Origin of the sequence: Moorena sp. SIO3A2, assembly GCF_010672265.1 — a bacterium.
GTDB lineage: Bacteria > Cyanobacteriota > Cyanobacteriia > Cyanobacteriales > Coleofasciculaceae > Moorena > Moorena producens.
The window spans coordinates 168,765-180,584 of the sequence record NZ_JAAHHC010000004.1; the positions used below are offsets into that span (position 1 = coordinate 168,765).

At 43.8% G+C, this 11,820-nt stretch carries 14 protein-coding genes and 1 other RNA gene; 9 read left to right on the forward strand and 6 right to left on the reverse strand.

All coding sequences use genetic code 11. The features are described from left to right. Nucleotides 1–45: 45 nt before the first annotated feature. Complete coding sequence (locus F6K64_RS06025) at nucleotides 46–174, reverse strand: hypothetical protein (RefSeq protein WP_287265088.1); 129 nt, start codon at nucleotides 172–174, stop codon at nucleotides 46–48. Nucleotides 175–546: 372 nt separating this feature from the next. After that, on the reverse strand, nucleotides 547–795 hold the full coding sequence (locus F6K64_RS06030) for a hypothetical protein (protein ID WP_287265089.1): 249 nt from the start codon (nucleotides 793–795) through the stop codon (nucleotides 547–549). A gap of 356 nt (nucleotides 796–1,151) precedes the next feature. Between F6K64_RS06030 and F6K64_RS06035 the strand changes: the two genes are divergently transcribed. The 4 genes from F6K64_RS06035 to F6K64_RS06050 all read left to right on the forward strand — a co-directional run bounded on the left by F6K64_RS06035 (nucleotide 1,152) and on the right by F6K64_RS06050 (nucleotide 4,136). Then, nucleotides 1,152–1,343: a DUF2949 domain-containing protein gene (locus tag F6K64_RS06035; protein ID WP_044493838.1), complete on the forward strand. Its 192-nt coding sequence runs from the start codon at nucleotides 1,152–1,154 to the stop codon at nucleotides 1,341–1,343. A 326-nt stretch (nucleotides 1,344–1,669) separates the two neighbouring features. Continuing rightward, the gene (locus F6K64_RS06040; RefSeq protein ID WP_165691805.1) at nucleotides 1,670–1,870 is read left to right on the forward strand and encodes a hypothetical protein; all 201 of its coding nucleotides are present in this window, start codon (nucleotides 1,670–1,672) and stop codon (nucleotides 1,868–1,870) included. A 281-nt stretch (nucleotides 1,871–2,151) separates the two neighbouring features. Further along, complete coding sequence (locus F6K64_RS06045) at nucleotides 2,152–3,684, forward strand: zinc ribbon domain-containing protein (protein WP_008186422.1); 1,533 nt, start codon at nucleotides 2,152–2,154, stop codon at nucleotides 3,682–3,684. A gap of 98 nt (nucleotides 3,685–3,782) precedes the next feature. Beyond that, nucleotides 3,783–4,136, forward strand: coding sequence for a hypothetical protein (locus tag F6K64_RS06050; protein WP_287265090.1), 354 nt, complete (start codon nucleotides 3,783–3,785; stop codon nucleotides 4,134–4,136). Nucleotides 4,137–4,589: 453 nt separating this feature from the next. Here F6K64_RS06050 and nfi read toward each other — a convergent pair whose 3' ends face one another. Further along, the gene (gene nfi, locus F6K64_RS06055) at nucleotides 4,590–5,249 is read right to left on the reverse strand and encodes a deoxyribonuclease V (RefSeq protein ID WP_287251390.1); all 660 of its coding nucleotides are present in this window, start codon (nucleotides 5,247–5,249) and stop codon (nucleotides 4,590–4,592) included. A gap of 77 nt (nucleotides 5,250–5,326) precedes the next feature. Then, complete coding sequence (gene ispD, locus F6K64_RS06060) at nucleotides 5,327–6,031, reverse strand: 2-C-methyl-D-erythritol 4-phosphate cytidylyltransferase (protein ID WP_008186429.1); 705 nt, start codon at nucleotides 6,029–6,031, stop codon at nucleotides 5,327–5,329. A 127-nt stretch (nucleotides 6,032–6,158) separates the two neighbouring features. On the opposite strand from ispD, the gene F6K64_RS06065 reads away from it, so the two are divergent. Next, nucleotides 6,159–7,121, forward strand: a complete 963-nt coding sequence (locus tag F6K64_RS06065; protein ID WP_008186430.1) for a glycosyltransferase family 9 protein — start codon at nucleotides 6,159–6,161, stop codon at nucleotides 7,119–7,121. A 251-nt stretch (nucleotides 7,122–7,372) separates the two neighbouring features. Here the strand turns inward: F6K64_RS06065 and F6K64_RS06070 are convergent, their stop codons facing one another. Further along, nucleotides 7,373–7,876 carry a CRR6 family NdhI maturation factor gene (locus F6K64_RS06070; protein WP_287265091.1) on the reverse strand — a complete coding sequence of 168 codons (504 nt, stop codon included), beginning with the start codon at nucleotides 7,874–7,876 and terminating at the stop codon, nucleotides 7,373–7,375. Nucleotides 7,877–8,003: 127 nt separating this feature from the next. On the opposite strand from F6K64_RS06070, the gene ssrS reads away from it, so the two are divergent. Further along, nucleotides 8,004–8,186: non-coding RNA, 6S RNA (gene ssrS / locus F6K64_RS06075), on the forward strand. A gap of 299 nt (nucleotides 8,187–8,485) precedes the next feature. Here the strand turns inward: ssrS and F6K64_RS06080 are convergent. Then, nucleotides 8,486–8,851, reverse strand: a complete 366-nt coding sequence (locus tag F6K64_RS06080) for a single-stranded DNA-binding protein (RefSeq protein ID WP_075900051.1) — start codon at nucleotides 8,849–8,851, stop codon at nucleotides 8,486–8,488. 378 nt (nucleotides 8,852–9,229) lie between these two features. Between F6K64_RS06080 and F6K64_RS06085 the strand changes: the two genes are divergently transcribed. From F6K64_RS06085 to mreD, 3 genes are all read left to right on the forward strand, one after another. Beyond that, entirely contained in the window at nucleotides 9,230–10,237 is a 1,008-nt protein-coding gene (locus tag F6K64_RS06085; protein ID WP_008186438.1) for a rod shape-determining protein, read from the forward strand. 124 nt (nucleotides 10,238–10,361) lie between these two features. After that, the gene (mreC, locus tag F6K64_RS06090; RefSeq protein ID WP_044493822.1) at nucleotides 10,362–11,102 is read left to right on the forward strand and encodes a rod shape-determining protein MreC; all 741 of its coding nucleotides are present in this window, start codon (nucleotides 10,362–10,364) and stop codon (nucleotides 11,100–11,102) included. 38 nt (nucleotides 11,103–11,140) lie between these two features. Continuing rightward, nucleotides 11,141–11,686 (forward strand): rod shape-determining protein MreD, encoded by a 546-nt coding sequence (mreD, locus tag F6K64_RS06095; protein WP_008186442.1) that lies wholly within the window; start codon nucleotides 11,141–11,143, stop codon nucleotides 11,684–11,686. Nucleotides 11,687–11,820 lie beyond the last annotated feature (134 nt).

Consider the following 11,820-nt stretch of genomic DNA (forward strand, 5'->3'; position numbering starts at 1 on the left):
GTTAGAAGTCAGAAGTCAGAAGTCAGAAGTAAGCTATGACTAAGTTTACTTTTGCCTCTTGGCTCTTGCCAATGCCATTGCCCGTAGCGCTATATCAAGCATGAAGCTTGATGCTATCGTTCCTATATAGCAGTCGAAGTAACGCTTAAGACATATTTCTGCATATTTCTGCATATTTCTGCTCCCCGCTCCCTGCTCCCTGCTCCCTGCTCCCTTTCATCAGTGTATGGAAAAATTATTGGAAAATTCAAGGGAAATCTGTTGGTAGTCCATCCAAATTAGGGTAATCTTTCCTAAGACAGATGTAAAAAGCTCGCAAATGACTATACCCTTGATTACTAATGGCTGCCCTTGACATAATTAATCAAGGTTGGGAAAACAAGGGTAGGGGTGACGCTACTGACTCTTAGCGGTGAATCGCTAAGTTGAGGGTGTGAGAGAGTAGTCAGTTATAGCGTACGCCAGCCAAAGTTTTTAACTTGACAGACCATTGTCAATCAAGGGTCTGATGTAGTGTGTGTTTAAAACTGTCGAATTTTGCTTGACTTAACCATATGAGCTAGGAGGGTCTTGCCAACTCACTGTGTTGGCAAGGTCTAGGGGTGATGCGAGTGGGGTATTTGATCTCGATACTGGGAAGAAAGCGATGCAGCGCGGTCTTGGGGAGGCAGCGCGGTCTTGGGGGTTTCCCCCATGAGCGACTGCCGTGGTTTCCCCCATGAGCGACTGCCGTGGTTTCCCCCATGAGCGACTGCCGTGGTCTCCCCCATGAGCGACTGCCGTGGTTTCCCCCATGAGCGACTGCATCAAGACACATAAGATTGCTGTTCTAGGTTGACGAGAATCTCAGGTTGGCAGTGATTTAGGACACAGGTAATCAGCCTCCTAACCCTGAAAATTTATACAGGGATACTAGAGTGCTATTCCTGTCATCCTAAATCCTAGTCGGGTGATGATTGGGAAAGTCAACTACTTTCCTATGGGATTAATTATCCTTAAAACCTGAAAATTTCCTACTGTTTCTATGTCAGGTATAACCGACACTCGTAATTTCCTAGTGGACAGATGAGATAGTGGCTACTGATGGTTTACACATTCAGATTACTAATTCCCAAATAGAGCCTATTAAAGGAGGTGAAATACAACTAATTATGGCACCAAAAACCTATACAAAATTCTTGCATTTTCTCCAAGAAGAGTTAGCAATTTCTAGAGATTCAATTGCGATCGCACAACGACACCGGGAACAAGATCCAGGACTTTTGCCAATGATTCTTTGGCAGTATGGTTTGGTAACTCTGGAGCAATTAGATAAAATTTATGACTGGTTGGAAACAGCCTAAAGCCTGAGCCATCAGGGAGGAGAGAAACTATGTCTAAGGAGCTATGTCTTTGGGTTAAAATATCCCTAAGACAAATTTATAATTCTACTTTGTCCTTAACTATTTATCCCCTTATCAAAAAGAGCGGTTTCATGAGTGGGGTGCATCTCAGTTTTGCAATTAGGCAAAAATTCGGGAGAAAATTCCCACACTCCCCGGGCCCGGGCCCCACACTTCCTTTTTTACAAATATGAGATGCACCCGACTATAAAGGGAGCAGGTCAAAGAAGCCTAACAAATGAACTACTTGACAAAACAACAAAAATCCGGTCTTAGTTGCAGAACAGATGAACTATTTACCAGATCAGCAAGCAATTACCCATCAGGGGGCTATAGTAATGGTAAAAATATTAGGCTTAAGTGACATGCTTCCCCTATTACCTATTACCCATTACCTATTACCCATTCCCCATTCCCCATTCCCCATTCCCCATTCCCCATTCCCCATTCCCCATTCCCCTTTTACAAATATGAGATGCACCCCATGAGTGACTCGCTCTTTTTGATACATCTTGGCTATCTTAATGTCACTATCAATGTAACTATTCAGTCTAGCGCTATCAGCTATCAGCCATTCATACTATGCCTGTAGCCCTTCAGCTTACTGCTGATAGTTGAATGGTTACAATGAAAGTCCAAAGGAACGAGTCACGCAACTAAACCCCAATAAATAGGTATAAAACGGTTTTTAACCGTACCAAACCGACATTGACGTTTTGCTAGCGCTAGAAATCTATCTAAATCAAGAAAGAAGACACACCAGTTGACGATGTCAAAAAAAGTAGGCGTAACCAAAAAGCTATCGACTCAAATTGTCCCCGTAGTGGGGATGACTGAGTCGATTGAGACTGAGTTGCTGTCTACAATGAAAAAACTAGGCATCGTTAGAGCTGAGTCTTACAACAAGCTGGGGAGCATCAAGCATTGGGGACTGGACTGGAAAAAGGCTATCCCGGAAGTAAAAAGCTTCAGGACTCCAGATACTCTGGGGTTGCCTGCCAAAATAATGGACTGGACTATCAATGATGTAGCAAAAGCCATTACAGCCCAGCAGGCAGCCTGTATCGATGCGGTAATAAAGAAAATTTATAGAAGGTTTCCGGGGAAAGAAAACCAAAAGACCAGGAAAAAACTTTGCAAACAGCTTAAAACCTTAGCTTTTTTGGAAAACCCACTGCTGCATAGACTAGTTAGGAAAGAATTCCAGCGGGGACATTCCTGGGTTAAGAACCAGATAGTTTATCAACAAGTGGGTTATAAATGCAAACGACTCTCTCGCAATACATACCAACTAGAATTAGCTGGATTAAGGAGAGGAAAGAGAAACAGGATAATCGTCAGATCTAACCGAAAAATAAAAGGACAAATTCGGTTGATACATAACCAAGTTCTGCAAAGGTTTGAGATTCATTTTCTTGTAGACCATGGAAATGTAGAAATTCCCGGTGAACGTCGCCCTGTAGGAGTAGACAAGGGATACACGGAGGCTTTCTATGATTCAGAGGGTCAAGCGCATGGGAAAGGGTTAGGCAAAGTTACCACCAAAAAGTCCGTTCGTATATGTGCCAAAAACCGCAAAAGAGGAAAGCTTTGGGCACTTCATAGAAAACTAGAAAAAATAGACCCAGCTAAGTCGGATCGTATTCTTAAAAATAACTTAAGCAGAAAAACAGAGAACAAGCGTTACAGACAAAATCAGTCAGAATTAACGGCTATCATAGGAGCCGCATCTAAGTCTCTTTTTAATGGGAAGTCACTTAAAATTTTTGCAGAAGATTTAACACAACCGATTAAAGGAAAACGTCAGTCCAAAGCCATGTCTCGCAAGCTTAATAGCTGGATGAAGGGTCAAATGCGGGACTCATTACAAAAATGGGCTGATTGGACTGGGTCGATTGTGACAGAAGTCCAGCCTAGTTACACGTCGCAAGTTGACTCCGTGACTGGAACCCTGTTGGGGAAAAGGAGCGGGGACAACTTTACCAGATTTAATGGGGTCGTGTTACAGGCTGACCACAATGCTGCCAAAAACATCCTTGCTCGGGGTACGGACAAGGAACTAACTCGGTACATGAATAAGACCGAGGTAATGGCAGTATTGTTGCGTCGTACCGCGCGTTTCTTGAAAGGGATGGGACTGAGTCTGCTTGATGCAGTTGAGCTTGGTTGGATTGATTGTAAACATGAGCTTTGCTCAGGCTTTCAAGCAACTCCTGGTCGAGATGCCAGGAACGTCCAGACAGATGGGTGGAAAGTTCAACTCCAATTACTGCATGACCACTCCTCACTCGGACAACAATAAATTGCACCTTGACCGTTTCATACTGGATGATCCCGATTAATGACGGTTTAAGAGTATCTCATAATGGGTAGTAAGATAACTAATGGGGTTGTACTACTTTGAAACGAACAATCGTAATACTCGCTTTTGGCTTAATCTTAGGAATTTTTATCTCACAGTTTATTCCACCAGCCACAGCTTCTATGACTGTTGTAGAATCGCGGATTTCTTCTCTTGAATCTGAGATAATTAACTTGAGATTTAAACTCAATCAGTTAGAGACTAAGTTACGTCAGGTCAGCCAGTCAGTTCCTGATAGTAATCGACCCACTCAACACCAGGGACCATCACCAACTGATAGCTATAGCAGCGTAGACGCTGATCACCCAATGTTTAAGCGTCTTGCTACCTTAGTAATAGAACTCAAGGAACGGGTTAATCGATTAGAAGAAGAGATATTACCAAAAGAATGAAGAATTAAGAATGAAGAATTAAGAATTAAGAATTAAGAATGTAGAATGTAGAATGTAGAATGTAGAATGAAGAATGAAGAATGAAGAATGAAGAATGAAGAATGAAGAATGTAGAAGGCAGAATGAAGAATGAAGAATGAAGAATGAAGAATGAAGAATGAAGAATGAAGAATGTAGAATGTAGAATGAAGAATGTAGAATGTAGAATGTAGAATGAAGAAGGCAGAATGAAGAAGGCAGAAGGCAGAAGGCAGAATGAAGAAGGCAGAAGGCAGAAGGCAGAAGGCAGAAGGCAGAAGGCAGAAGGCAGAAGGCAGAAGGCAGAAGGCAGAATGTAGGATGGGAAATTCTAAATTCTAAATTCTAAATTCTAAATTCTAAATTCTAAATTCTAAATTCTAAATTCTAAATTCTAACTTCTAAATTCTAAATTCTAAATTCTAAATTCTAACTTCACTTTGATGCTAGTTGATCAGCCCAGCGAGTTGTTTCTGGTAATCGATACCTAGATGTGCAGCGCAACACATAATCAATTGCTGTGGGTAAGCTGATGCGATGACCAATGGAAACATAGACTGGCTTAACTCCAGTCCGAGTACGCACAACGGCTCCAATGATTTCTCCATCATCCCTCAGCGGTTGCCAATTACCTTTGTTTTCGGGCAACTGTTCATGATCACCAATGAATCGCGACTTAGCCACACCAATGGTAGGAATATCTGTCAGTACCCCCAGATGGCAGGCAAGACCAAAGCGACGAGGATGGGCAATGCCCTGACCATCACACAAAATTAAGTCAGGGATAATGCTAATTTTTTCCAAAGCATCCAGTACTACAGGGACTTCTCGAAATGATAGGAAGCCTGGTACATAGGGAAAGGTAGTGGGTCTGCGTGCGATCGCATTTTCCCTCAGCTGCAAGTCAGGAAAGCTTAAAACTGCTACTGCTGACCGTGATATAGCACCATCTTCCTCAAAACCTACATCCACACCCGCAACATACTGGACTTCCCCCAACTGATCTTCACAAATTACCTCAGGTTGTAGTTGTTGTTGAATTGCTTTGGCTTCTTCACTATTGACTGGCCAAGGGTGGCGTTGTTGGATCTCCATAGTAATTTCATTATTGGTATGTGGAAATTTTCCATTCCCTTGGGCAACATAAACTATGATTAATCATGGTTAATTAATTAACTAGATTCGGTTCCACTGAGTTCAAAACGTTGGCGCAAGATAAATTCTGCGATCGCTAAATCAACTGGGGTAGTTACCTTCAAATTCGTCTCCTCCCCTTCCACAATCTTTACTGGCAAGCTGCACCGTTCAAACAAAGCGGCATCATCCGTAACTTCCCAGCCAGCCTCACGTCCTTGGTCATGGCACTGTTTCAACAACTTCACCTCAAATCCCTGGGGTGTCTGTGCTGCCCACAATCCCTTCCGATCCGGTGTATCTTGAACAAGATTGGCTTCATCCACCACTTTAATCGTATCCTTGACTGGCACAGCGGCAATTAGACCGGGACAACCCATTAAGACTTGGGCACACCGTGCCAGTAACTCAGGGCTAGCTAAGCATCTAGCACCATCGTGAATCAACACCCTTTTGGCTTCTGCTGGTAAAGCCTGCAAGCCATTATAGACAGATTCTTGCCGCGTTTCACCCCCCTCAATCAACTCCACAGGTTTAGATAGGGCAAGTTCAGCTAGAATTGCTTTAAACTCTGGCCAGTCATAGGGTTGTCCCATGATCCCAATCCAGCTAATACTACTGGCTTTCTCTGCTGCTAGCAGTGTCCAAGCCAGTATTGGTTTACCTAGAAGTATTAAAAGAAGCTTATTGCGATCGCTCCCCATCCGTCGTCCCATTCCGGCTGCTGGAATTAATAAATGCACGATATTCTACCTCTTAGCTGCTGCTTCATGGCTGAGCTTAGGATAATATGCCCTGGATATAATTCAGAATTAGTCGTTCAAGCGTCAAGTTAAAATTAAACTGATCCGTAAGCTCAAGTAATTTGAGATGAGAATACTAGCCCTTGTTCCTGGTGGAATTGGCGACCAAATCCTGTTCTTTCCCACCCTCTCACAACTAAAACAGTATTATCCCAAAGCTGAGATTGACGTTATTGTGGAACCGCGAGCCAAGGGGGCTTATCGGGTTTGTCAGTCAGTCGATGAAGTTCTAACCTTTGATTTTAAAGACCGCAATGGTCTCGCAGATTTTGGTAACTTGTTGGGAGTGATCCGCGATCGCGAGTACGATGCTGCGATGACCCTGGGACGTCGGTGGTCAGTTGGGCTGTTGCTCTGGATGACTGGTATTGTGCGTCGAATTGGTTACCAAGCTGGTTCAAGGGATTTGTTTTTTACCAACCCTGTGCCCCTAAAAACTGAGCAGTATGCTGCCCATATGTACCACGACTTACTACTAGGTTTCGGTATTAACGTTCCTTGTCAAGAACTCGCGGTTAGAGTTCCCAAATCAGATATTGAATGGGCAGAAGCTCAACAGCAACAGCTAGAGATTCCAGAAATTGGCTACATTCTTATTCATGGCGGTTCTAGTCAACTCGCTCTGTCCCAAGGAATTGATAAAATCTACCCAGTTGAGCAATGGCAGAAGATTGTTGAGGACATTCGCCAAAAACAACCAGATCTGCCCATTGTCTTGCTAAAAGGGCCAGAGGATGCAGAATGGTGCCAGGCTATGATCGAGTACCATCGTGACATCATTGTTACTGCTCCAGAAGATATTGGAAAATTGGCAGCCATGATTGCTGGTGCTAATTTGATGCTGTGTACCGATAGTGCACCGATGCATCTAGCTGTAGCTGTTGGTACTCCTACCATTGCCTTGTTTGGTCCGACACAGGCCAAAAAACTACTACCTGCCAAGGAGGGGGTATACGGTATTCAATCAGCTACCGGTCGGATTGCCGATATCAAACCGGAAACTGTATTAGAGCAAATTTGGGGTAGCTAATAGGCTCCCAGTATTTGTTGAGAAAGTAATAAAGGCGCTTTTCTGTTATCCCCAAACTCTGTTGAGGGAGGATGGAAAGCTGAAGCTATAGGGGTTGATTGAGATGATAATCAACCCGATGTGGACTTATACTTTGCACAGGCATAAACTGCCCATTCATCGTATCTCTTCTCCAACTATAGCGTTTCTTGTACTTATCAGCCCCGGCTCCATCTCCCCATCTCCCCATCAATCTTCTTTATGATGGGTATTCAACCGGACTTGATATCACCCCCTGAGATTTCGATCAGATCAAACAAAGTATCATCTAGTTCATAGCCAAGTAACTGAGCCATCGACTTGAGGCGGGATTGGCTTTGTATACCCCACTGCTTTAACCATTGACTAAGTACAAAGATCTTCTGCATCACGAAAATTTCTAAGGCTTCAGAGTTGTACTGGATGCCTTCTGTACGATTAAATTGGTGGGGCACTAGCATAGCAGTATAGCGGACGAATTCCCCAGATTTCCAATCTAGTAGAAAAGGTAACCAGGGATAGGTAGCATCCAAGCGCACAAACCATAACCGCACCTCTGGGATCTCTGAGAATTCTCGAGGATCCTCAGGATCGCAATCAAAATCAATGTTAAAGCCTAGCTGCTGCTCATGGTTTGCGATCGCACCGTCTTGCAGCCACCCTTCAACCACTGTCTGAGCTGGAGACAAGTCTAAGGTTTGGAAATGGTTAGTATTTAAGGAAATGATTGTAGTCACGCAATAGTTCCAATGTCAACAAAATCAGTAAAGTCTTATTACACTATTTTCTCCTGCTAGGCATTTATGTGGTCAAACACCTAGATGTTGCAGATATTTTGAGCAGCTACTACAATAGAGTCAGCAGGTTTTACTGGGAAGTTGGTGACTGCCAATAGTGTTTTTTGATCTATGCTCATATATATAAGGGAACTAATCGGATTTGCGGCAGTAGACTGGGAAAATACCCAGAAACTTCAAGCGATATTCGACAGTGCCCACCTGGTTAGCCAGGTCATAAACTGAGGTAAGACGGCTTCTTGGTGAACCTGTAGGATCAGACAATCATCGTCTGAAGGATGTTTGACTAGTGTTCGGCAACTAGTGCTCGGCAACTGGTAAGTAATCACCTAAACACAGGAATTGGCTGAAAAGCAATAGATCTAGTTCATAGCATTAGGTAAGCAGTAGACCTAAATGTTTTAGAGCTAAGTTTCTTAGCCCTAAGTATTTTAGTTTTTACTCAGGGAACTTAGGGTAGAAATCCAGACCTATACTAGTCTAGCTATTAGTTTCCTCGAAAGCTAATAGCTAGACTAGTTATGAGGTTTGAGTATAAATCAAAACTATTCAAAATTCGGTGTTATCATAGCTACTTACAGCGCTCGGATCAGTATCACGCTTAGAGCCAAGTAAATCAAGGCGCTCTACTCGGATCACAGGTTGTGAGCGATCAGCTCCGGTGGTGCGATCGCTCCAAGTGTCAATTTTCAAAGACCCTTTTACACCAATTAAGCTACCTTTACGCACATAATTAGCAGCTACTTCCGCCGTCTTCCCCCAAATCTCTAAGTTGAACCAGTCAGGCTGATCACTATTGCGTGTCCGTCGTCTCACTGCCAAGGCCAGTTTACACAATACACCCCCAGACTCAAAATACTTAACATCTGGGTCTGTACCTGCACGACCGACTAAATGGACAACATTGAGACTCATAGTTATATTGGTACTTTTGTACTGATTATGGCTCTACAATAACAGATTCAGCTGGTGTATAACAATTACTAACTTATTTTAAGACTTATTTTAAGTCACCGAAGCAAGTCAGTCATCAACAATATTCTAGTTAACTGGAGCTTAACTTGAGCCGATGAAACCGTTATGTATTTGCAGCTGGGTGTATTCGCAGAAATTTCTTCCAAATAGTATCCGGAGAATCATAATGACCTAGTGTACTAGCGTACTAGACTAACTGGAAAAAACATAATAGAATCCACCTCAGTTACAGTTCCGGTGCAATTTCGGTTGTACACAGCATTTTGTGAGGCGTAGAAACTAGTGAGTATTTTGAATCACTTTTCCCTGTCACGGGACATGGGTATAGACCTGGGTACAGCTAACACCTTAGTCTATGTATCTGGTAAAGGCATTGTTCTTCAAGAGCCTTCTGTGGTTGCCATTGATCAAGACGAAAAGGTTCCCCTAGCCGTAGGCGAAGAGGCAAAAAAGATGTTGGGCAGAACCCCAGGTAATGTAGTTGCCGTACGTCCTTTACGGGATGGTGTGATTGCTGATTTCGATACCGCTGAACTGATGCTGAAGCACTTCATCCAGCGGGTAAACGAAGGCAAAGCCCTAGTTTCACCTCGGATTGTGATTGGTATCCCTAGCGGTGTCACAGGTGTGGAACGACGAGCCGTCATGGAAGCCGCATTACAGGCTGGTGCTAGAGAAGTTAGGTTAATTGATGAACCAGTAGCAGCAGCCATTGGTGCTGGATTACCTGTAGCAGAACCAACAGGTAACATGATTATTGATATCGGTGGAGGCACCACTGAGGTAGCAGTTCTAAGTTTGCAGGGAACAGTTCTAAGCGAATCAGTGCGTGTTGCGGGAGATGAACTGAGTGAAGCAATTACTCAGTATATGAAAAAAGTCCATAACCTAGTAATTGGGGAACGGACAGCAGAAGACATCAAAATCCGCATTGGCTCAGCCTATCCAACACCTGACGATAATGAAGCTGCCATGGAAGTGCGAGGATTACACTTGCTGTCTGGCTTGCCACGAACTGTTACGATCAAACGACCAGAGATTCGTGAAAGTATGGCAGAACCCCTTTCTGTTATTGTTGATGCTGTTAAGCGCACTCTAGAACGGACTCCCCCCGAGCTGGCAGCTGATATTATTGATAGAGGTATTATGCTGGCGGGTGGTGGTGCTTTATTGAAAGGATTAGATACACTGATTAGTCATGAAAGCGGCATTGTAACCCATGTGGCCGCTGATCCCCTCAGCTGTGTTGTTTTGGGAACTGGTCGAGTCTTAGAGAACTACAAACAGTTAGAGCGGGTGTTTAGTGGACGTTCCCGTAATATGTAATTGTCAGCTATTAAACATCAACCTTAAAGAGTATTTTTATTCAATATCTTAAGAGTGTAGATTGAGTGTGGCTAGTGTAAAAACTCACTGATTAGCCAAAATCTGACTATTTTATGGATAGGCTATGTACATGCTGCGTCGCTGGTGGGGGAGACATGGAGTAGCAATTATGCTGGGGAGTCTTACCCTAATTGCTGCTTGGTTACTTAGAAGAACTCAGGGTGCAACAATTTTTGAAATCTATCAATTGATAACCCGCCCTTTTCAATCGCTACCTGCTAAAGAAGAAAGCCTCTCTAATGCGCGGACACTGGAACTACAACAGCAGGTAGAGGAACTCAAAACCCAAAACCAGAAGCTAAAAGAGCTGTTAGGTTATAAAAAAACCCCGAAGAAACTAAGAATTGTTGCGCCTGTTGTGGGACGTAGCGCTGACAGCTGGTGGCAAGAAATCATTCTGGGAAGAGGGAGTGAAGCTGGGATCAAAAAGGGCTTCGTTGTTATGGCACCTGGCGGTGTAGTGGGTAGAGTCGTTACCGTGACACCCCACACCAGTCGTGCCTTGCTGATCAGTGACCCCACTAGTAAGGTAGGTGCCGTGATCAGCCGTAGCCGTAGCATGGGTTTTTTGCGTGGACAAGGAACTAATCGGGCAATAATGCAGTTTTTTGATAAAGTGCCAAACGTCCGTCCTGGTGATGCTGTGGCTACCTCCACTGTCAGCCAGCTTTTCCCAGCTGGTTTACCCCTAGGACGTGTAGAGTCTGTTATTCTTGACAAAAGTCCAGCCCCAGAGGCGATTATTGAGTTGACAGCCCCGATGAGTTATCTGGAGTGGGTGATTATTGATCCAAATGACCCATGACCCATGACCCATGACTAATCAACAATGACTAATCACCAATGACCAACACGTCTGAGTTTTCTATTTGGGTTCGTCGAACAATCAATTGGGCAGTGACAGTTAGTTCAGTTATCCTCTGCTCAATCTTATTACTGACACGTTTACCGGGAATGGAATTACTGGGAATCGCTCCCAACTGGCTGTTGATTTGGGTTGTTGCCTGGAGCATTAAACGCACAGCGTTTCAAGGAGCATTCGCAGGGTTGGTATTGGGATTAGTACAAGATGGTATGACATTCCCTGAGCCTACCCATGTCTATAGCCTTGCCATCGTTGGGATCTTGACTGCTCTAATTCAAAAGCAGCGGTATATTCAGGAAGATTTTATTTCAGTAGCTTTAATTGTGTTTGGCATGGCGATTGTTGGGGAAACAGTGACCGCTATTCAGCATAGTTTTCAAGGCTCTCGCCAATTAGCACAAATCTGGACAGACCATCAGCGTATTGCCATCTGTTCTGCAATTCTCAGTAGTCTTTGGGCACCAGTCGTCTACTATCCACTCAATCGGTGGTGGCAGTGGTGCAATTCAATGGAGCAATCCTAATGCTTTATGAAGGTTGAAGGTTGAAGGTTGAAGGTTGAAGGTTGAAGGTTGAAGGTTGAAGGTTGAAGGTTGAAGGTTGAAGGTTGAAGGTTGAAGGTTGAAGGTTGAAGGTTGAAGGTTGAAGGTTGAAGGTT